General features: G+C 42.7%; 16 protein-coding genes and 3 pseudogenes. 13 read left to right on the forward strand and 6 right to left on the reverse strand.

What is annotated here, in order from left to right:
• Positions 1 to 715: 715 nt before the first annotated feature.
• Positions 716 to 946, reverse strand: coding sequence for a GlsB/YeaQ/YmgE family stress response membrane protein (locus STRCR_RS05395; protein WP_004225329.1), 231 nt, complete (start codon positions 944 to 946; stop codon positions 716 to 718).
• Between the two features lie 285 nt (positions 947 to 1231).
• On the opposite strand from STRCR_RS05395, the gene cdaA reads away from it, so the two are divergent.
• The 7 genes and pseudogenes from cdaA (at position 1232) to STRCR_RS05425 (ending at position 7440) form a co-directional block, all read left to right on the forward strand.
• Positions 1232 to 2089 carry a diadenylate cyclase CdaA gene (cdaA, locus tag STRCR_RS05400; protein WP_004225876.1) on the forward strand — a complete coding sequence of 286 codons (858 nt, stop codon included), beginning with the start codon at positions 1232 to 1234 and terminating at the stop codon, positions 2087 to 2089.
• A pseudogene (locus tag STRCR_RS05405) lies at positions 2079 to 3111 on the forward strand (CdaR family protein). Before cdaA ends, STRCR_RS05405 begins: the two are co-directional and overlap by 11 nt.
• Before the next feature lie 6 nt (positions 3112 to 3117).
• Positions 3118 to 4470 (forward strand): phosphoglucosamine mutase, encoded by a 1353-nt coding sequence (gene glmM, locus STRCR_RS05410; RefSeq protein WP_004225892.1) that lies wholly within the window; start codon positions 3118 to 3120, stop codon positions 4468 to 4470.
• Positions 4471 to 4576: 106 nt separating this feature from the next.
• A complete protein-coding gene (locus STRCR_RS05415) occupies positions 4577 to 5305 on the forward strand; it encodes a pseudouridine synthase (RefSeq protein WP_004227044.1) in 729 nt (242 codons plus the stop codon).
• Between the two features lie 51 nt (positions 5306 to 5356).
• Positions 5357 to 5485, forward strand: a complete 129-nt coding sequence (locus tag STRCR_RS11675; RefSeq protein ID WP_004228901.1) for a DUF4044 domain-containing protein — start codon at positions 5357 to 5359, stop codon at positions 5483 to 5485.
• A gap of 315 nt (positions 5486 to 5800) precedes the next feature.
• Positions 5801 to 7114, forward strand: coding sequence for a GTPase ObgE (gene obgE / locus STRCR_RS05420; RefSeq protein ID WP_004229973.1), 1314 nt, complete (start codon positions 5801 to 5803; stop codon positions 7112 to 7114).
• Positions 7115 to 7257: 143 nt separating this feature from the next.
• Positions 7258 to 7440, forward strand: a complete 183-nt coding sequence (locus tag STRCR_RS05425; RefSeq protein ID WP_004229200.1) for a hypothetical protein — start codon at positions 7258 to 7260, stop codon at positions 7438 to 7440.
• Positions 7441 to 8171: 731 nt separating this feature from the next.
• Here the strand turns inward: STRCR_RS05425 and STRCR_RS05430 are convergent.
• From STRCR_RS05430 to STRCR_RS05450, 4 genes are all read right to left on the reverse strand, one after another.
• Positions 8172 to 9677 carry an ATP-binding cassette domain-containing protein gene (locus STRCR_RS05430; protein WP_004226661.1) on the reverse strand — a complete coding sequence of 502 codons (1506 nt, stop codon included), beginning with the start codon at positions 9675 to 9677 and terminating at the stop codon, positions 8172 to 8174.
• A 312-nt stretch (positions 9678 to 9989) separates the two neighbouring features.
• Positions 9990 to 11043 (reverse strand): IS630-like element ISStso1 family transposase gene (locus tag STRCR_RS11685; protein WP_076612110.1). Its coding sequence is split into 2 segments (ribosomal slippage): positions 9990 to 10604 and positions 10606 to 11043, totalling 1053 coding nucleotides; the frame shifts between segments, so codons are not numbered across the junction.
• Between the two features lie 118 nt (positions 11044 to 11161).
• Positions 11162 to 11902: an amino acid ABC transporter ATP-binding protein gene (locus tag STRCR_RS05445; protein WP_004226286.1), complete on the reverse strand. Its 741-nt coding sequence runs from the start codon at positions 11900 to 11902 to the stop codon at positions 11162 to 11164.
• Positions 11902 to 14097, reverse strand: a complete 2196-nt coding sequence (locus STRCR_RS05450; protein ID WP_004226360.1) for an ABC transporter substrate-binding protein/permease — start codon at positions 14095 to 14097, stop codon at positions 11902 to 11904. Before STRCR_RS05450 ends, STRCR_RS05445 begins: the two co-directional genes overlap by 1 nt.
• Before the next feature lie 175 nt (positions 14098 to 14272).
• Here STRCR_RS05450 and uvrB point away from each other — a divergent pair, with 175 nt between their 5' ends.
• The 5 genes and pseudogenes from uvrB to STRCR_RS12420 all read left to right on the forward strand — a co-directional run.
• Positions 14273 to 16264 (forward strand): excinuclease ABC subunit UvrB, encoded by a 1992-nt coding sequence (uvrB, locus tag STRCR_RS05455; protein WP_004225666.1) that lies wholly within the window; start codon positions 14273 to 14275, stop codon positions 16262 to 16264.
• A gap of 33 nt (positions 16265 to 16297) precedes the next feature.
• Positions 16298 to 16906: a CPBP family glutamic-type intramembrane protease gene (locus tag STRCR_RS12105; protein ID WP_004227528.1), complete on the forward strand. Its 609-nt coding sequence runs from the start codon at positions 16298 to 16300 to the stop codon at positions 16904 to 16906.
• Positions 16907 to 17074: 168 nt separating this feature from the next.
• A pseudogene (locus STRCR_RS11690) lies at positions 17075 to 17265 on the forward strand (helix-turn-helix transcriptional regulator); the annotation flags it as partial.
• Between the two features lie 423 nt (positions 17266 to 17688).
• Complete coding sequence (locus STRCR_RS05465) at positions 17689 to 18291, forward strand: transglutaminase domain-containing protein (protein ID WP_004227043.1); 603 nt, start codon at positions 17689 to 17691, stop codon at positions 18289 to 18291.
• Between the two features lie 76 nt (positions 18292 to 18367).
• Positions 18368 to 18451, forward strand: a pseudogene (locus STRCR_RS12420) (UvrB/UvrC motif-containing protein); the annotation flags it as partial.
• A gap of 63 nt (positions 18452 to 18514) precedes the next feature.
• Here STRCR_RS12420 and STRCR_RS05470 read toward each other — a convergent pair.
• Complete coding sequence (locus STRCR_RS05470; RefSeq protein WP_004225922.1) at positions 18515 to 19117, reverse strand: class I SAM-dependent methyltransferase; 603 nt, start codon at positions 19115 to 19117, stop codon at positions 18515 to 18517.
• A 438-nt stretch (positions 19118 to 19555) separates the two neighbouring features.
• Between STRCR_RS05470 and STRCR_RS05475 the strand changes: the two genes are divergently transcribed.
• Positions 19556 to 20281, forward strand: coding sequence for a DUF554 domain-containing protein (locus STRCR_RS05475; protein WP_004229260.1), 726 nt, complete (start codon positions 19556 to 19558; stop codon positions 20279 to 20281).
• Positions 20282 to 20296: the final 15 nt, after the last annotated feature.

The following is a 20296-nucleotide window of genomic DNA, read 5'->3' on the forward strand; positions in this document are numbered from 1 at the left end:
AGAAATAAGAAAGCGAGGTAAGTCCAGTGGACTATTTTTTCCTGAAGCATGGAAATAAGAAAGCGAGGTAAGGAAATGTTGGAGGATTTTCTGCTTTTCCTGCAAGTTTTAAACTTCTCAAACAATCTTCCAGACCATTTGAGCGATACGTGCATGGTCTTAAACAGTCCAGCGGATTGTTGATTGTTTAAAGGGGCGTCTGAAAATGGAATTGCAGCCCAAGATAAGGGCTTTCGATCAGCAGTGGTTCACTGGGAGTGGGCTTAACCCCAAAATTGAAAATTTTAGTTTGTATCCCCATCCTGGCACAGCTCAAAAGTCCGAGGGTTCTTTTGAGCTTGGAAATAAGATGAATGATGGTCATCACATCCACCAAAAGTTTATTCTAAAATAGGGCTACTGGACGAATTTTTACTCAGCTTCCAATAATCTGTGTGGAGGTAAAGACTTCTTGGTATAGCAACGAGTCTTACTCCCAACCACTGTGTTAAACTGCCTTATCGAAAATAGTTAATACATGAAAGAGCTTTGATATGAAACTTTCAGAGATTACAATACTTTGTGGGTGAGAACAGATGTCATGGCTGTCTGGTCCACTCTTGCTATCATTCACAAAACTACAAAAATAGGGATGCAGCTACCACTGCTTTGCTAGTGTAGAGCGTACTCTGGTTACTCTTTTAAACTCAACAAGAGTTAAACCATTGTTGGTTACCTAATCCAAGAAAAAGGAGACAACGGCAATGACGATAACCGCCCCAGCAATGGAGGGAATCAGGGCCATGCCAGCCAGCGATGGTCCCCAGTAACCAAAGAGGGACTGCCCGACAAAGGAGCCAATCAAACCAGCAATGATATTGGCTAAACAGCCCATAGAATCGCTCTTCTTTGTAATGGCTCCAGCCAGCATTCCGATAATTGCTCCAACGATAATTGAACCAAGCATAATTTCTCCTTTTTAGTGAATTAATTTGTTGTTATTGTAACTAATTTTCTGATGTTTGACAAAGCCTAGCCTCTGATTAGGATAAATTAGGCCCCCTCATATTCTTAGTAACATAGGAGGAAGTCTGGTCCACAGAATTAAATTTCCTAAAAGGTAAAGTTTGGGGGAGAATTCATCATTAGAACTCGTCCCTCTCTTTATCAGAATGATAAGGAAAAACCTATTAAAAAATGCTATAATAAAAAGTGCTGATTTTCACAGTAAAAAATAAGAAGAGAGGAATTCATGAACGATTTAATCAATTTAGATCCTGACTTTTGGCGGTCCATCTTTGATTCCCCTTGGGCTGTTGTTGTCAATATCTTAGATATTTTAATCGTTGCTTACCTCATCTATAAGTTTATCAATGCCCTAGCCGGAACGAAAGTCATGTCACTCGTTCAAGGAGTTGTCCTCTTTGTTCTTCTGCGTTTTCTAGCGCAGATTGTCGGTCTGACGATGGTTACTTACCTGATGAATCAGGTTATCACTTATGGAGTTATTGCAGCGGTTGTTATCTTTGCACCAGAAATTCGGACGGGGTTGGAGAAGTTCGGACGAACACCTCAGGCTTTTATCCAAACGAATAATATGACGGAAGATGAGCGTTTGGTCGATGCTTTGATGAAGGCTGTAGCCTATATGAGCCCGCGAAAAATTGGGGCTTTAATTGCGATTGAGGGGACACAGACCTTGCAGGAATATATCGCAACTGGTATTGTTCTGGATGCTAATGTGACCAGCCAACTGCTGATTAATATTTTCATTCCTAATACACCGCTGCATGATGGTGCTGTTATTATTCAAGGAAATAAGATTGCGACAGCCTGTTCCTACTTGCCTCTTTCTGAATCTGGTAATATTTCTAAAGAATTTGGAACCCGCCACCGGGCTGCGATCGGCTTATCAGAAAACTCTGATTCGCTAACTCTGGTTGTTTCTGAAGAAACAGGTGGTCTATCGGTGACCTACAAGGGAGAATTCCTTCACGATTTGAGTCGAGATGACTTAGAAGCTTTTTTGCGGGATAAACTGATTACGGCTGAGCCTAAAAAACCAAATCTCCTAAGCCAGTTGAGAGGAGGTCGTCGCCATGAAAAATAAGAGACTGCGCTGGCACCAAAAGCGCCGATTAATTCGACAAGTTGGTACTGGGATATTCTCTCTGTTTTTAGCTATCCTAATCTTTATGACTGTAGTCAGTGGTGATGGCATCAACAAGGGAAATTCGAGCGGAGTTAATTCGTCCAATTTTAGTGATACTGTTGAAAATGTTCCTATCAATTTTAAGTATGACAGTAATGAGTACTATATTTCTGGTTATGCCTCAACAGTCACGGTTACGTTAAGTTCATCTAATCGAGTTAATCTAACAACAGAGACTAATAAATCAACCCGCAATTTTCAGGTAACAGCAGATTTGACTAATCTAAAAGAAGGAACATCTAAGGTACAGCTGGATGTTCATAACTTGCCGGCTGGTATGACGGCTAAAATCTCACCGAATACAGCGACAGTTACCATTGGCAAAAAGGAGAGTAAGACTTTTGCGGTCAAGACAGAAATTTCTGATGAACAGGTAGCTAAGGGCTATACAGTAAAATCAACAGATTTAGACATTGATGAGGCTAAGGTGACTAGTAATGAAGCAACGATTGCTCAGATTGATCATATCAGAGCAACTCTGCCTGATGATGAGCCGGCTTTGATTGAAGATTATGAAGGTAAGGTCAACCTACAAGCGGTTGATAGTAATGGTAATGTTTTGGGGGCCACAATTTCGCCAGAGACAGCTGACCTCTCTGTGGAGGTTGTTCCTCTGACAAAGAAGGCACCTATTATCCATTAGAATCAGATTGTCAGGGAATGGGAATAGTTCCTTATATCCTATCAGTTATACTCTTAATCGCCTGGCAGTCTTATGCAAGGCGATCAAGCTAGTCTTAACAATATTAGTGAATTAACAGCTGTTTTGGATATTTCTAATGTAACCGAAAATACAACAAAACCATCAATCTGTCGGCAATGGTGCAACAGTTGATCCATCTGAAATTGATGGCAAGCTGACCACCATAAAGAAGAAAGAAAATGCAAGATTAGGAATGGAGGAAAGTGCTCAGCACTAACATCTTATGGGAAAATATTTTGGAACGGACGGGGTCCGTGGAGAAGCAAATATTGACTTGACACCGGAATTAGCCTTTAAACTAGGTCGTTTTGGAGGATATGTCCTCAGTCAGCATGAAACCGATCGTCCGAGTGTTTTTGTAGCTCGTGATACCCGCATCTCAGGAGAAATGCTAGAATCTGCCTTGATTGCTGGTCTGCTGTCAGTCGGAATTGAAGTCTATAAGTTAGGTGTCTTAGCGACTCCAGGCGTTTCTTATTTGGTAAGGACGGAAAAAGCCAGTGCTGGCGTCATGATTTCAGCCAGTCATAATCCTGCTCAGGATAATGGCATCAAGTTTTTTGGCGGGGATGGCTTTAAATTGGATGATGACAGAGAAGCTGAAATTGAAGCATTGCTAGATGCTCCAGAAGATAAGCTACCTCGTCCCTCAGCCCAAGGGCTGGGGACTCTGGTTGATTATCCAGAAGGTCTGCGTAAGTATGAAAAATTCTTGGTTGATTCAGGCACAGATTTAGAAGGTATGAAGATTGTCCTTGATACGGCAAATGGTGCGGCTTCCGTTTCTGCCCGTGATGTCTTCCTAGATCTCAGTGCTGATATTACGGTTATAGGAGAAAAACCAGATGGCCTCAATATTAATGATGGTGTCGGTTCAACCCATCCCGAGCAGCTGCAGAAAGCTGTTAAAGAAGCAGGGGCAGAAATTGGTCTGGCCTTTGATGGCGATAGCGATCGCTTGATTGCTGTTGATGAAAATGGTCAAATTGTTGATGGTGACCGAATTATGTTTATCATTGGGAAGCACTTGTCGGAACAAGGTAAATTGGCTCAAAATACTATCGTGACCACCGTCATGTCCAATCTTGGTTTCCACAAGGCCCTTGACGCTCAAGGGATTAACAAAGTCGTTACAGCTGTCGGTGACCGCTATGTGGTTGAAGAAATGCGTAAGAGTGGCTACAATCTCGGCGGTGAGCAGTCTGGTCATGTTATTATCATGGATTATAACACGACTGGAGATGGTCAGCTGACGGCTATCCAGTTGACCAAGGTGCTCAAAGAAACCGGTAAGAGCCTGTCAGAATTAGCAGCTCAAGTAACCATTTATCCACAAAAATTAGTTAATATCCGTGTAGAAAACAGTATGAAGGATAAGGCCATGGACGTTCCGGCCATTGCTAACGTCATCGAAAAGATGGAAGCAGAGATGGCAGGCAACGGTCGTATCTTGGTTCGTCCTAGTGGTACTGAGCCCCTCTTGCGGGTTATGGCGGAAGCACCGACTACTGAGGAAGTCGATTATTATGTTGATACCATTGTCAAGGTCGTTCAAGATGAAATTGGCTTAGATTGAAGTGAAGGAAATTAAAAGCTAATATAAGACAGTAGGCTTGGCCGTTAAGGTCAAGCCTTTTATGGTATAATGGGATAAATTTTAAGTAAGCTGGAGTTGGAGAATTATGCGGCTTGATAAATTTCTGGCAGACTGTGGCATTGGCAGCCGCAGTCAGGTCAAGAACTTTTTGAAGAAGAAGTTGGTTCAGGTTAATGGAGAGTTGGAAGTTTCACCCAAACGGCAGATTAATGAACAGAGCGATTTGGTTACTTTTGCAGGGAGGCTTCTCAAACATGAGAGCTTTGTTTATTATCTACTCAATAAGCCCAAGGGCTTTATTTCGGCAACCGAGGACAATCAACACCGAACCGTTCTTGAATTACTGGATGAGACTGCTAGGCAAAAACAAGTTTTTCCTGTTGGGCGGTTGGATATAGATACGACTGGACTTTTGCTCTTAACCAATAATGGCCCCCTAGCTCATGCTATGCTGTCACCTAAACGGCATGTTTTTAAGGTTTATCAGGCCAAGGTAGCAGGACTGATGACGGCTGAAGATGTAGAAGCCTTTTCCCAAGGAATTGAGCTGAAAGACTTGGACTGTCAGCCAGCAGAATTGCAGATTTTGGAAACAGACCAGACTAGCCAAACTAGCTTGGTGCACATTCGGATTGCAGAAGGGAAGTTCCATCAGATTAAACGCATGGTAGCCAGTCGTGGTAAAAAAGTAGTGGAACTCAAGCGATTGAGCATGGGTCCCTTGACCTTGCCAAAGGATTTACCCCCAGGTCATTATCAGCGCTTAACAGGCCAGGACTTGGCTGATTTATCAGGGTTTCAAGTTGATTTGTAGGCCTAATCATGGTAAGATAGGTTAGAAAAATGCAATAAAGAGGTAGAAAAAATGGCTTTTGGAGATAATGGCCCACGCAAGAAAACAGGTTTTGAACTTCTAACACGCTTTGTTATGCTGATTATGATCATTGTAACGGTAGCTGCTATTGTTTTGGGAGCGCTGGCTGCTATTTTCTAATGTAAGGGGGCTGGGACAGAGGTGTTCTGGCCTTAAATTTTGTATGGCGCTAATACCTTAATAGCGGTAGCGATCTAAAGACAGTGATGAGATTCTTTCTTTAGGGTTTGCTGAAAAGTTGAATTAGCGTTAATCCATAAAGTTAATCCGATGGATTTGTTGAGGTTGAAAATAAAAAGAGGAAAGGTCTATTTAGACCTTTGCGCTGAGCGTACCTCGAACAATCAATTGGACAATGTTCAGAGATTATTGGGAGCAGAGTCAGCTGTCTGTCTCACTCCTTTTTTAGAATTTACAAGATAGGAACTAATTTGAATGAGTATGTTTTTGGATACAGCTAAGATCAGCGTCAAAGCCGGTCGTGGCGGTGATGGTATGGTGGCCTTTCGCCGTGAGAAATATGTCCCTAATGGTGGACCGTGGGGCGGCGATGGCGGCAAGGGTGGCTCGGTTATCTTTAAGGTCGATGAAGGTTTGCGCACTCTGATGGATTTTCGTTATAACCGTAAGTTCAAGGCTAAAAATGGTGATAAGGGGATGACTAAGGGGATGCACGGACGTGGTGCTGAGGACCTCATTGTTGCTATTCCACCCGGTACAACGGTGCGCGATGCTGAAACTGGCAAGATTTTGACTGATTTAGTTGAGAATGGTCAAGAATTCGTGGTTGCTAGAGGTGGCCGCGGTGGACGTGGAAATATCCGCTTTGCAACACCACGCAATCCGGCACCGGAAATCTCTGAAAATGGGGAACCAGGAGAAGAACGTGAGCTTCAGTTAGAGCTGAAAATTCTTGCCGATGTTGGTTTGGTTGGTTTTCCTTCGGTTGGGAAATCAACCTTGCTTAGCGTAGTGACAGCAGCTAAGCCTAAAATAGGAGCCTATCACTTTACAACTATTGTGCCTAATCTTGGGATGGTGCGTACCAAATCGGGTGAGAGCTTTGCTATGGCGGATCTACCTGGTCTTATTGAGGGGGCCAGTCAAGGTGTTGGACTTGGAACTCAGTTCCTTCGCCACATTGAGCGTACCCGCGTAATCCTGCATGTGATTGATATGTCTGCTTCTGAAGGACGTGATCCTTATGAAGATTACCTTTCTATTAATAATGAGTTGGAAACCTATAATCTTCGCCTTATGGAGCGCCCGCAGATTATTGTGGCTAACAAGATGGATATGCCTGACGCGCAGGAAAATCTCAAGATTTTTAAGGAAAAACTTGCTGCTAATTACGGTGAGTTTGAAGATCTTCCTATGATTTTCCCAATCTCAAGCTTGGCGCATCAAGGCTTGGAAAATTTATTAGAAGCGACGGCAGAGTTGCTTGACCAAACGGATGAGTTTTTGCTCTACAGTGAAGAAGATATGGAACAAGAGGAAGCCTACTATGGCTTTGACGCTGACGAACAGCCATTTGAAATCTCACGTGACGATGATGCGACTTGGGTATTGTCTGGGGCTAAGCTGGAAAAACTCTTTGTCATGACCAATTTAGAGCGTGACGAATCTCTTATGAAATTCGCTCGCCAATTGCGCGGTATGGGCGTTGACCAGGCTTTGCGTGAGCGCGGTGCTAAAGATGGTGATCTGGTTCGTATTGGCAATTTTGAATTTGAATTTGTGGATTAATTTCTCTAGGGACCTTGCTAGCTCGAAAAGCGAATCGTTTTTCTTACGCCGTAACCTTTTGGATAGAGGTGCGGTGAAGACTGTGTACTAAGTAGGCCGCTTCAGTCTGGTTATTTACTAATTCAAACACGTGAGGTAATTTTATGGGAGATAAACCAATATCATTTAAAGACAAGGATGGCAATTTTGTTTCCGCAGCTGATGTCTGGAATGCTGAAAAGTTAGAAGAATTATTTAACAAGCTTAACCCCAACCGTAAGCTGCGCTTAGAGCGAGAAAAGAAGGAAGCGGATCGGGCTGCTAAAAATAAAGAAGATAGAGAGTAGGGCAAAAAACGCGTCCAGTATTTCTCTTTTGAAATAAATTCTTGGGGCACAGTGGTTGACCGCTATCATTTGCATGGTAGTTAAACAGTCCAGTGGCTATTTAAGTTGGCTGCTTAAAAACTAAGAAGCTCCAGTTACAGAAAGCCAACAGCAGTGGTTCATTGGTGCTAAAGCCCCTAATGAATTGTGCAGGGGTAAGATTTCTTGGCATGGCCGACAAGTCTTACTCCCAACCACAGCGTCAAACTGTCATTACTGCAAGAAATAGAAGGCTGGAATATTTTTTCAGCCTTAATAAATCACTGCTGGCTGGTTTTCTTTTTGCTGCAAGGGCCAAGGCCAAAGCGGAAAACCTAAAATGATGACCATCGTTCCTCTTATTTCCAGCCTCAAAAGGTTCGGAGGTGGGTTAAAAAGGTCTGGGAGACTTTTTTTAATCGGGAAATGAAGCTTGCAAAGCAAGTGTCAAAAACGGTCTTAGGAGAGACCGTTTCAGGTCACCACCTTAAAACCAGGACGTGGTGAGATCCAAAATTTTCGATTTTGGGGTTGATTCCACTCCTTTCTGAAAGAGGCAGGAAGCAAAGGTTTTCATTTTAGAAATTCTTTATGACCAACTCTCATTCCACCAGTCATAAGCTATAAAGCGAACAATGATGAATGTCACATGATTAAAATTCTAACATTGTTCGTTTTTTGATTACGGCTGAGCTTGTGTCCCATGCTCTCCATTATTTTTGCCGGATAAGTTTATCTTTGGTTAGTTGATAAGTCGTATGGGTTACTTGCTCAATAAAAGTGCGGTCATGCGAGATGCTGACGATAGCACCTGGATAGTCTGTAAGAAGTCGTCTGATTTCTGGTTGAGAAGTAGGAGAGAAGTGTCGGGTTGGTTCATCAAGGAGCAGGACGTTATTGCGTTCAAAGACCATTTTTGCCAAGAAAAGCTTGGCTTTTTGTCCGCCTGATAGCTCACTGATAGGATGGAGAATTTCCTTGCGATTGAATTTGAGACTGGCTAGTAGTGTGCGTGCTTCCTCTTCACGGCCGTTTTGACTGAGGAAGTTTAGGGCTGTCTGGTTTTGGTCGATTGTTTCTGTGTATTCTTGGGGCAGATAGCCAACAGAAATGCCAGTCTTAGCTGTCAAATCCTGATAGATTTTTCGGATGAGCATGGTCTTGCCAATTCCATTGCGACCGATGAGAGCGATTTTTTCTTGGCCTTTGATGGTTAGATCAATGACTTGGCCAGTGATTAGCTTTTCTGCGTGATAGGATAGAAGTACTTTCTGAGCTGGCAGAGGCTCAATATCTGCAAAGAAGAGACCAATTGTATCGGGGTTGTCAGGTAATTCAGTGAAGTTTTCCGCTTCTCGGTTAAAACGTTTTTCCCGTGATAGCAAGTTTTTCATTTTTTTAGAAAGCAGGCGTCCTTGAACGTCATTCTTTGTGACTGTTAGGTCGTGTCGTACTGCAGATTTGGCACGATTGAGTTTTTCTAAGCGTTCTTGTTGCTTCTCGCGCTCTTTCCGTGCTGTTTTTTTCTGCCTTATCCGTGCTTTCTGACGGTTGTTTTTGTAAGTCTTGTAATCAATAGCAGAGCTGGTCGATTGAGCTTGACTTCCCTTTTTGATTTGCTCCAAGTGAATGATATGGGTCGCAACCTTGCTGAGCAATTGTTCATCATGGGAGATAAAAAGAATCGTCAAGGGGCTTTGGGCGATAAAATGTTCCAACCAAGTAAAGGTTTCTATATCTAAATCGCTAGACGGTTCATCGAGCAAAAGAAGGTCGGGTTGATGGGCTAGAATTTTTAAGAGCTGGAGTTTGATTTTTTCACCACCTGAAAGTTGTCCGACCGTCTGTTTGTCGTCCTCAAAACGCTGACGGTCAAAGTGCAGGGTTGCCGCGAATTGATAAAGCAGGTGGAAGTCGAATAAGTCATAGTTTATGTCTTTGTAGAGGTAGTCCCTAATAGATAATTGATTGTCTTCCTGAGGTAAGGTTTGAGGCAAGTAGCCCATGGCACAGAAGTGATTGACGATCTGTCCTGATACGTTGGCATAATTTGCAATGAGCTCAGGCGAATAGATGTATTGGAGCAGAGTTGATTTGCCAGTGCCTTCTTCCCCGATAATTGCCACCTTGTCACCGGCATTGATGGTCATCGTTAATTTTTCAATCAGAGTATGCCAATCTTTTTCTTGGATAATGGTTAAATTTTGTATTTGTAGCATAAAAACCTCCGTACAGGGATTAAAAAAAACAAGTCCTACCTTATCCAGTAGAACTTGTTTGGTTGCACAAAAAGACCAGAAACTAGTCAAGTATCGGAATCAGTGCACACAAAAAATTTTCTTCTGGTTTAAGGATACTATCACTTTGGAGATTTCAATTCTAAACGAACCGGCATCAAGCAAATGACCGTAAAGAATTGAAATCAAATGAGAAGAAAATTAATTGTTCAATGCACCTTTACCTCCATTTATTCGTTTTTATTATAACATAAAGTTTTGGTAGGACAAGGAGTAGAAGAAGATTATTAATACTCAATGAAAATCAAGCATAGCCGAAGTCCATTTTCTATGGACAATCGTTTTTAACTCTTTCCAATGAAAACTTTGAATAACCTCTTGAAGTTGATTAATAACCTCCTCCAAAGTTTTGAAGGCTTTGTTTTTAAACCCACGTTTTCTTATTTCAGCCCAGACCTGTTCAATAGGATTCATTTCAGGAGTATAAGGCGGAATAAAAGCAAAGTCTATATTATGTGGAACTTCTAAAGCCTTTGATTTATGCCAAATGGCATTATCCATAACCAAAACAATGTAATCGTCAGGAAAAGCTTGACTTAATTGTCTTAAAAATTCGTTCATCCATTCAGTATTACAACCTCCTGCGATGAGGAAAAAAGATTCTCCTGTATGGGCATCAACGGCTCCGTAACAATAACGGTATTCTCGAATGTAGTGGCTGGCTACATGTGGCCTATAACCTTTAGGTGCCCAACAAGCTCCTAGCTTACTGATACGACCAAAACCCGCTTCATCTTGATACATGAGACGGACTTTCTTGTAACGTCGGCTATGCTTAAAGCGCTTTCTTGTCTTCCTGAATATAGATTTTATTTTTTGACGCATAAATCGTTTTAGCGTCTGCTTTTTTAGGATGTTTTGGACGAGGAGTTACCTTTCGCCATCCGTGGCGTTTTAATAAAGCATAGAATCCCTCACGAGTGGTTGACTTTCCAACTTCAGCTTGATAGGCTTCAAACAAGCTTTGAACAGTTACGTGCTCCCCCTTTAATGCCCGTTCTAGTTGTTGGTTTAGGAATCTTTCTTCCTCTTCGACGGTCATATAAGCACGTCTACGACCACCGCGATTTTCTTTAAATAGAGCTGTTAGTCCCCCCTTTTGATAACGGGTAATTAAGTTGCGAACAGACTGGTGAACGAGCCCAACTTCTTTGCCGATTGCTGTTAAGCTCATTCCTTGTGAACGAAGGAGGAGGGCATGAAGTTTTCTATAGTGTTTATCATTTGCTTTATCTTTGAGTGCTTGTTTTAGTTCTTGTGCTTGTGCTGGTGTAATTTCTAGTGTCATGACTATATTATATCGCTATTTTTGATTTTTGTTAAGTATAATTTTGAAAATACGAAAAACGCCTTGACAAATTGTCAGGGCATTTTTCGGCTCTATAATACCTGTAGCACCTTTATTTCTAGGCATTCAGCACCTTGTCCAAGAATTCTTTGAGACGTGGATGCCGAGGATTATCAAAGATTTGTTCGGGTGTACCGTCTTCAAGGAACTGACCGCCATCGGTAAAAATAACTCGGTTGGCTACCTTGCGGGCGAAGCCCATTTCGTGGGTGACAATCAGCATGGTCATACCTTGTCCGGCTAAGTCTCGCATAACATTGAGAACATCGCCGACCATTTCGGGGTCGAGGGCCGATGTTGGCTCGTCAAAGAGCATGATATCGGGGTTCATGGCTAAACTCCGTGCGATAGCGACCCGTTGTTTTTGCCCTCCGGAAAGGCTTTCGGGATTGACATCGCACTTATCGGATAGGCCAACCTCTTCTAGTAAATCCCTACCGACTTTTTCAGCTTCTTCCTTGGAATACTTACCTAGTTCAATCGGGGCAAAGGTAATATTGTCCAAAACTGACATGTGGGGGAAGAGGTTAAAGTGTTGGAAAACCATACCGATGTTTTCACGCACTTTGTCGACATTGGTCTTAGGATTGGACAGTTCATAACCATCAACAAAAACTCGACCGCTGGTAATACTTTCCAAGAGGTTGAGGGTCCGCAGGAAGGTTGACTTTCCAGAACCAGAAGGACCGATGATACAAACGACATCGCCCTCATTAAATTGGGCATTGATGCCCTTCAAGACTTCATTGTCCCCATAAGATTTATGAAGGTCTTGCACATCAATTTTCAAGTCTGCCATTATTTCAGCTTCCTTTCTAATCGTTTTGCCAAGCGGGTCAAGAGAGTAATGATGACCAGATAGATGATCGCGAGAATCGCGTACATTCGGAAAGACTGGTAGTTGCGGGCAATGATAATCTTACCAGTTTGGAAGAGTTCAACCAGACCGATTGCTGAGACGATAGTTGTATCTTTCAGCGAGATAACGAATTGGTTAATGAAATTTGGTAACATCACACGGACAGCTTGTGGTAGGATAACCTTACGCATGGTTGTGCGGTAAGAAATACCTAAGCTTCGGCTGGCTTCCATTTGTCCTTTCGGCACGGCCTCGATACCGCCGCGAACGATTTCTGCGATATAGGCCGCAGCATTGAGGGAAAGGGCGATGGTAGCGGCCACGAAATCGTTGATAGGTGATTGATGGCCAGTGATGGATTCAATCAGGTTTGGAATCCCCCAGTAGATGAAAGCTGCTACAATCATCAGCGGGATACCGCGCACCACATCGACGAAGATGCGAGAGATAGTCTGCAGGGGCTTGTTAGGAGCGACAGCCATCATACCGAAGATAATGCCGATAACCATGGCAATAGCGAAGGAGAGGAGGGTCAGGGTAACTGTGATTCCAAGACCTTGCAAGAGTTGTTTGTAGTTGTTTTGGATGAGACCGATAATAGTGGTTTCATCAGCGGTTTTCTTCTTGCTTTCCTTGTTAGTAGCCAGATATTTATTGACAATCTTATCGTATTTGCCCGATTTAACGAGGGAAGCTAGGCCGTTGTTGAACATTTGAATGAGTTCGGGATTAGCCCCTTTCTTAACCGCGAAGCCAACATCACCAGACTTTTCGCCTTTGATTGGGGTCTTGAATTTGCGGCCTTGTTTGATGGCATATTTGAGGACGGCTTCATCGTCCATCATAGCATCAACGGATCCATTTTGCAGGCTATCATAAAGAGTTGAACCATCGTCATAGGCACGCACGCTATAGCCGTACTGATTTGCATGCTGGGTTAACCAGTCGTAAGAAGCTGTTCCCTTCTTGGCACCGACAGTCTTTCCTTTGAGGTCAGCATATTTTTTCACTTTTGAATTGGCTGGAACCGCGATGATCGTATTAGCAGAGTAGTAAGCATCTGAGAAATCAAAGGTGTTCTTACGTTCATCTGTAATGGTCATGCCAGCAATAACGCCGTCGGCCTGACTGGATTGAACGGCATTGAGAGCAGCGTCAAAACCGGGGAACTGCAATTTGACTTTAAAACCTTGTTGCTTCGCAATGGCTTTAATCAATTCAACATCGATGCCGGTATAGCCGCCAGAACCATTTTGGTATTCGAATGGAGCAAATGAGGAGTCTAAAACAATAGTATAGCTCCCCTTGACTGGTGTTGCTTTCTTGCTGGCGTCACCCGTTAAATGCAGGCTAGCTGACGGTGTTTTAGAGTTTTCATTGACAGAATCCCCCAGCCATTTTTTCATAATCTTGTCATAGGTACCGTCCTTCTTCATAGCTGCCAGAGCTTTGTTGAAGTCTTTGATGAGGTACTCTTTTTTGCTGCCTTTTTTGACACCAAAGGCAAAGCTACCAACGGATTCGCCATCCATATTCATATCGTATGGCTTCCCTTGCTTGATAGCGTATTGAACAACAGGCTTATCATCCATAGCCGCATCAACAGCACCTTGATCTAAGCTGTTGTTCATCAGGTCGCTAGTATCGAAGGTTTTAACCGTATAGCCATATTGATCAGCATGTTGATCCAGCCAGTCTTGGGCAGCGGTACCGTTTTTAACCCCAACAGTTTTGCCTTTTAATTGGTCGTAGCTGGTAATGCTGGTTGTACCTGATTTGGTGTAGACAACGATTGAAGTATCGTAGTAGGTATCAGAAAATTTGAAGACCTTTTTGCGGGCCTCGGTCACGGTTGTACCAGCCATGAGGCCGTCAGCCTGACCAGATTGAACAGCATTGACAGCAGCATCAAAGCCGGGATAGGTCTGTTTATAGTCCCAACCTGAACGTTTGGCGACTTCCTTAATGATGTCAACATCAATCCCTTTATAGGTTTGATCACTATCCTTAAATTCAAAGGGAGCGTAGGCTGTGTCGGAAACGATGGAAATCTTTTCAGCAGCCTGAGCCCTTCCTGTAAAAATAAGAAGGGCGGACAAGACACTTAACATAAGCGCCAGAAGTTTTTTCTTCATGTTTGTCTCCTTATGGTAAATTTCCTCTCTATTTTACCAGAAAATAAGGCCTCAGGCAAATTTTTATTGATTTTATGTCAGAAAACCTAACACGTGATTTGGGTAAATTTTTTTAAGAGGTCCATAAACTGTGTTAAAATAGTAGTTGAAAACAGGAGTAGAAAAGAAGACCATTATGATAGATAGAACAGATCAAAATACCTTTAAACTAGTATCAAAATACCAACCATCTGGCGACCAACCGCAAGCCATTGAGCAGCTGGTAGATAATATCGAGGGAGGCGAGAAGGCGCAGATTTTGCTGGGGGCGACAGGGACAGGTAAGACTTATACCATGAGCCAAGTCATCAGCAAGGTCAACAAGCCAACCCTGGTCATCGCCCATAATAAGACCTTGGCAGGTCAGCTTTATGGGGAATTTAAGGAGTTTTTCCCTGACAATGCTGTAGAATACTTCGTCTCTTACTATGATTACTACCAACCGGAGGCCTATGTCCCTTCGTCCGATACTTATATCGAGAAGGACAGCTCGGTTAATGATGAAATTGATAAGCTCCGCCACTCAGCGACATCAGCTCTTTTGGAGCGCAACGATGTTATCGTTGTAGCCTCTGTCAGCTGTATCTACGGTTTAGGTTCGCCTAAGGAATATGCTGACAGTGTGGTCAGTCTACGGCCAGGTCAAGAAATCTCCCGCGACCAGCTTCTCAACGATTTGGTTGATATTCAATTTGAACGTAATGACATTGATTTCCAACGGGGGCGCTTCCGAGTTCGGGGCGATGTGGTTGAGGTTTTCCCAGCCAGCCGTGACCAGCATGCCTTTCGGGTTGAATTTTTTGGAGATGAGATCGACCGCATCCGTGAGATTGACGCTTTAACGGGTCATAATCTTGGTGAAGTAGACCATCTGGCAATTTTCCCAGCTACTCACTTTATGACCAATGAGGAACACATGGAGACTGCTATCCGTAAAATCCAAGCCGAACTGGAGCAACAGCTGCAGCTCTTTGAATCCGAAGGCAAGCTTTTGGAAGCTCAGCGCCTCAAACAACGGACAGACTATGATATTGAGATGCTGCGTGAGATGGGTTACACCAATGGTGTCGAAAACTATTCCCGTCACATGGATGGGCGTTCTGAAGGAGAACCACCCTATACCCTGCTTGATTTCTTCCCAGAAGATTTCCTTATCATGATTGATGAAAGCCACATGACTATGGGACAGATCAAGGGCATGTATAATGGCGACCGCTCTCGGAAAGAGATGCTGGTTAATTATGGTTTCCGCCTGCCTAGCGCTCTGGACAATCGCCCCTTACGCCGTGAGGAGTTTGAAAGTCATGTTCACCAGATTGTCTATGTTTCTGCCACGCCAGGTGACTATGAAATGGAACAGACTGACACGGTGATTGAGCAGATTATTCGTCCGACTGGCTTGCTTGATCCAGAAGTTGAAGTGCGGCCGACCATGGGGCAGATGGATGATTTACTGGGTGAAATCAATGACCGCGTTGAAAAGGGTGAGCGTACTTTTATCACAACCCTGACTAAGAAAATGGCAGAGGACCTGACCGACTATCTCAAAGAGATGGGGGTTAAGGTTAAGTATATGCACAGCGACATTAAGACTCTGGAGCGGACGGAGATTATTCGTGATTTGCGGCTTGGGGTCTTTGATGTTCTCATTGGGATCAATCTCCTGCGAGAAGGAATTGATGTGCCTGAGGTCAGTTTGATTGCCATTCTGGACGCTGATAAAGAAGGATTCCTGCGCAATGAACGAGGCCTCATACAGACCATAGGCCGTGCTGCCCGTAATAGCGAGGGTCACGTAATCATGTATGCAGATACGGTGACAGAGTCTATGCAAAAAGCTATGGATGAAACAGCCCGTCGTCGTCAAATTCAAATGGCTTATAATAAAGAGCACGGTATCGTTCCGCAAACGATCAAGAAGGAAATCCGTGACCTCATTGCTATTACCAAGACCAACGAGGAAGCACAAGTAGCAGAGGAGATGGATGTGTCAACCATGTCCAAGAAGGAGCGTCAAGAGACTGTCAAGAAGCTCCAAAAGGAAATGCAAGAAGCCGCCGAGCTGCTTGACTTTGAACTGGCTGCCCAGATCCGTGATATGGTGTTGGAGCTGAAGGCGATGGATTAGTTGTTCAAGAAATAAAGTAGAAAGAGGACTGCTATGCAAGAGCCTGTTACAAAGCATAAATACTTATTTCAAGGGATTTTTGCCATTGCTGTTTGGTTTATTTTATTTGGCTTAACGGTTAATGTGGGGGTGTCTCATGATCTTCTCAGTCGTTATACGGATGAAAAGGGAGTGATTATCGGTGGTGTGCTGCTTAATTGTGTAGGGCTGGCAGTTCTTGCTTTTAGTCACCGCCAATGGACTGAATCTCTCATAGCGGTCAGGCAAAAGAAAACATACCTGCTTTATCTCATCTTACTGCTGGCTGCTGGGAATGTTCTGCTGCATTATCACTGGACGGGACTGCCGGCGGTCTACTATTTACTTTTTACGACAGTATCTGTAGTTTGGCAGGATTACCTTACCTTTGGTCTTTTGCAAAATTATTTGCGACAGCGCTTCTCTTTTAAACAAGTTTTAATCCTATTGCCAGCACTGTTTATTTTGGCGCATCTATTCTATGTTTCTCACTTTTGGCGTAACCCCTTTTTATTAGCTCTAACAGCATTGATGGCTCTGCTTTTTACTTATTTGAGAGAAAAAACGCAGACCTTGCACTGGCTGATTTTTCTTCATTTAATGTTTTATTTTGTGACAGCTTAGAATGTACTTCATGGTCAATACAAAAATGCTGTAAAATAGGGCAATTTCCAAAAATGCTACGGAAAGTAGCAGCAGTGTTAGTGAATGTTATCAAGGATTGCTCGTTTGTGGTGCTTCTTTTGATTAAACTTGGATTGTTCATCAGTAACCAATAATTTTTAGGGGAAGATGCATATAATATTTGAAACACGCTTGCGTGATTATCGTAAACAGTTAGTTAGGATTATCGCAGGAAAAATTAGCAGAAGAACGCCATATTTCCAGACAAGCTATTACTAAGTGGGAGTCAGAGGCTAGGACACCAGATATCGCCAACTTAAAGGTTCTTTTTTGATTTCTTTCAAGTTTCGATAGATGAGGCTGGGGAAAAAGTGTTCCAGTCTTCTATTTTTTGCAGTAATAACAGTTTGACGCAGTGGTTGGGAGTCCTTATCTTGGGGTGACGTTCCCATTTCAGGCACCCCCTTAAACAGTCCACTGGGCTGTTTAACTACTCCGCAATTGTTAACGGCCATCCTAATCAATTGTGCGGAGGTGGGACGACGAAATCAATTTTTTATATAAATTGACTTCTGTCCCACTCTCATCAGCCGAAAGATTTTCATTATGAAAGCAGCACCGAATATGATATTGATGGGAAAAAGGACATAAATTGTTCAGTCTGGAAGCTACCGATTCAGGAATTATTGCAGAAATGGTGAAAATTTTTTTAGTGTTGGGTACGAAGATCCTATAGAAAGATTGGATACTAAAAAAGATTAACGTAGTGAAGGAGGATGAACATGCTTGTTTTAGCTAATGAGTTTCAAGAATATCTAAAATTTTCAAACTATATCAATGGCGATCATATCCTTATACAGGAAAAGGTGCAAGAATTAGAGAAGTTAGCTGTTGATAAAATTGATTTTATTCGAAGAGCCTATCATTTTGTGAGGGATGAAATCGCTCATTCTTGGGATATTAAGGATAAAATAGTGACGGTAACAGCCTCTCAAGTGCTTAAAGAAGGTGCTGGTATCTGCTACGCAAAATCAAATCTATTAGCAGCACTGTTGCGAGCAGCCTCGATTCCAGTTGGTATCTGTTACCAACGACTTACGTTGGGAGATACTCCAGAGAGTGGCTATTGCGTCCATGCTTTAAATGCTGTTTACATAGCAGAGCTTAACAAATGGGTGCGTATGGATGCCAGAGGAAATAAAGGAAACGTGCACGCCGAATTTTCAATAGATAAAGAAATTTTAGCATTTAACATCAGACCTGAATATGATGAAAAAGATTATCCTAATCTTTATGCTGAACCTCTCCCAGATCTGATGGCGGTTTTAGAAAATAGCGATGATGCTATTGACATGTATCTACATCACCTACCTGAGAAGATTTAAGATTGGCGGGAGAAAATTAAGCGTAGTGACTTAGCTGTTGAAGGGGCTGAAATTACCAGATCTCTACTTACATTAAATACAAGAAGCCGCCGAGCTGATTGACTTTGAATTGGCCGCCCAGATCCGTGATATGGTGCTGGAACTAAAGGTGGTGGCTTAGAAATGAGAATGGGTTACTGGCTGCCCTCTCTAAAAAGGTAAAAAACAGAGCTACTGCCTGAAACTAGCTCTGTTTTTTCTGACAAATAAAACCGATATAGGATGGGGTATCTTTAATGGTAATTTTGGTAAAACCTTGTTGGTTTAGTAGAGCAACAAAGTCGTTTGGATCACTGTAGGCCGGTAAATGATAATTGATTTTGTCCTTTTCGCTGCTGATAAGGAGTTTCCCCTCTTTTCTTAAAACGCGTGCGCATTCTGCCAGACCTTTAGCGAGTTCATCCCAATAGATGTGGGTCTGTGTCGCCACAATGAGGTCAAAACATTGATCTGGAAAAGGGAGTCTAGTGACATCGGCTAGACTGAGGTGAACTTGTCCTTTTTGGATGAGTTGCCGATTCACTTTGCTCGCTTGTTTATAGGCTTCTCTAGAAATGTCAATGCCATGAATTGTTGATTTTTCAGTCATTGAAGTTAGGTTTTGGATGTTAATGCCGCCGCCAAAGCCGATATCAAGAATTCTAGCGCTTTGTGGTATAGTCGTTAAATTCAGCGTCCAAAGGCTCAGTTTTTGAAAATAAGTTGACCAGATTTTAGTGAGGATACGTCCACCAAGGCCAGCAGGACTTTTGCTTTGTTCTATTAAATAATTGATAATAGTGGACATGATGGTTTCATTATACCCATTCTCCTAGCCGTGTCAATCGTAAACGGTTGGTAATCGTTGCAAGCAAGAATGGCTCTTGTTTTTGGGGGAGGGAATGCAGGTATATTCATAAAACGTAAGAAGGGGAGAATTATAATAGATGAGAGCTCTTGAATAGTAAGCAAGTGCTAACGGTTAACTTAATGGCTGAAAACGATTTGAAAAATTAGAAAGTGACATCATAAGGTAGGTGTAAACAACTCTAGCCAGAGATAAGGCTTCCCTCAGCCGCCTTTCATTTTGCTTTTAGTCGTGATAGAATAATAGCTAATTTAAAGTAATACTCAATGAAAATTCAAAATAGACAAGGCAACGAACTGCAGACAGTAATGGCGTAAGGCAAACTGAGTTGACGAGGGCTATTTTGATTGTTGAAGAGTATGAAAAGGAAGTGTTCTCATGCCTCTTGGCGTTATTGTAAACAGTCTGTCCATTATTTTAGGCGGTCTTTTAGGCGGTTTATTTGGTCATCATTTGGATGATACCTTCAAAGAGAAGATGAATATGATTTTTGGGGTATGTTCCATGGGGATGGGGATTACCTCCATCACCAAAATGTCCTATATGCCTGCCGTTGTTTTTGCGGTTGTTTTGGGGACCATCGTTGGTCTCCTCCTTGATTTTGATCGTCTGCTTTTTAAGGGTGGATTTATCATGCAACGCTACATGTCTAAAGTTTTTCCCAAACAACCCGATATGCCTAGGAAGCAATTTCTCAATGCCCTTGTAACCGTCATCGTTCTCTTTTGTGCCAGCGGGACTGGTATCTATGGGAGTTTGGTCAACGGAATGACAGGAGATGCCTCTATTCTGATTTCTAAATCTATTCTGGATTTTTTCACAGCAGCAATCTTTGCTTGCAACTTAGGATATGTAGTGGCTGCTATCGCTCTGCCTCAGTTTGTTATTTTCACTGCTCTCTTTTATTTAGCCGGTATCATTGTTCCCTTAACAACACCAGCGATTATCGGCGATTTTACAGCCTGCGGTGGTTTTCTCATGGTAGCGACAGGGTTTCGGATTATTCAGGTCAAGATGTTCCCGACCGCTGATATGATCCCGGCCATGGTTTTAGTCATGCCTATCAGTTGGTTTTGGATAACCCTTATTTTGCCTCTTTTGTAGAAAGGAAAGACTTTT

It is taken from the genome of Streptococcus criceti HS-6 (assembly GCF_000187975.2).
GTDB lineage: Bacteria > Bacillota > Bacilli > Lactobacillales > Streptococcaceae > Streptococcus > Streptococcus criceti.

Excerpts from the sequence above, each read along its gene's own strand:
- STRCR_RS05395 (WP_004225329.1), bottom strand. The coding sequence starts at position 946 with ATGCTTGGTTCAATTATCGTTGGAGCAATTATCGGAATGCTGGCTGGA.
- cdaA (WP_004225876.1), top strand. The coding sequence starts at position 1,232 with ATGAACGATTTAATCAATTTAGATCCTGACTTTTGGCGGTCCATCTTT.
- glmM (WP_004225892.1), top strand. The coding sequence starts at position 3,118 with ATGGGAAAATATTTTGGAACGGACGGGGTCCGTGGAGAAGCAAATATT.
- STRCR_RS05415 (WP_004227044.1), top strand. The coding sequence starts at position 4,577 with ATGCGGCTTGATAAATTTCTGGCAGACTGTGGCATTGGCAGCCGCAGT.
- STRCR_RS11675 (WP_004228901.1), top strand. The coding sequence starts at position 5,357 with ATGGCTTTTGGAGATAATGGCCCACGCAAGAAAACAGGTTTTGAACTT.
- obgE (WP_004229973.1), top strand. The coding sequence starts at position 5,801 with ATGAGTATGTTTTTGGATACAGCTAAGATCAGCGTCAAAGCCGGTCGT.
- STRCR_RS05425 (WP_004229200.1), top strand. The coding sequence starts at position 7,258 with ATGGGAGATAAACCAATATCATTTAAAGACAAGGATGGCAATTTTGTT.
- STRCR_RS05430 (WP_004226661.1), bottom strand. The coding sequence starts at position 9,677 with ATGCTACAAATACAAAATTTAACCATTATCCAAGAAAAAGATTGGCAT.
- STRCR_RS05445 (WP_004226286.1), bottom strand. The coding sequence starts at position 11,902 with ATGGCAGACTTGAAAATTGATGTGCAAGACCTTCATAAATCTTATGGG.
- STRCR_RS05450 (WP_004226360.1), bottom strand. The coding sequence starts at position 14,097 with ATGAAGAAAAAACTTCTGGCGCTTATGTTAAGTGTCTTGTCCGCCCTT.
- uvrB (WP_004225666.1), top strand. The coding sequence starts at position 14,273 with ATGATAGATAGAACAGATCAAAATACCTTTAAACTAGTATCAAAATAC.
- STRCR_RS12105 (WP_004227528.1), top strand. The coding sequence starts at position 16,298 with ATGCAAGAGCCTGTTACAAAGCATAAATACTTATTTCAAGGGATTTTT.
- STRCR_RS05465 (WP_004227043.1), top strand. The coding sequence starts at position 17,689 with ATGCTTGTTTTAGCTAATGAGTTTCAAGAATATCTAAAATTTTCAAAC.
- STRCR_RS05470 (WP_004225922.1), bottom strand. The coding sequence starts at position 19,117 with ATGTCCACTATTATCAATTATTTAATAGAACAAAGCAAAAGTCCTGCT.
- STRCR_RS05475 (WP_004229260.1), top strand. The coding sequence starts at position 19,556 with ATGCCTCTTGGCGTTATTGTAAACAGTCTGTCCATTATTTTAGGCGGT.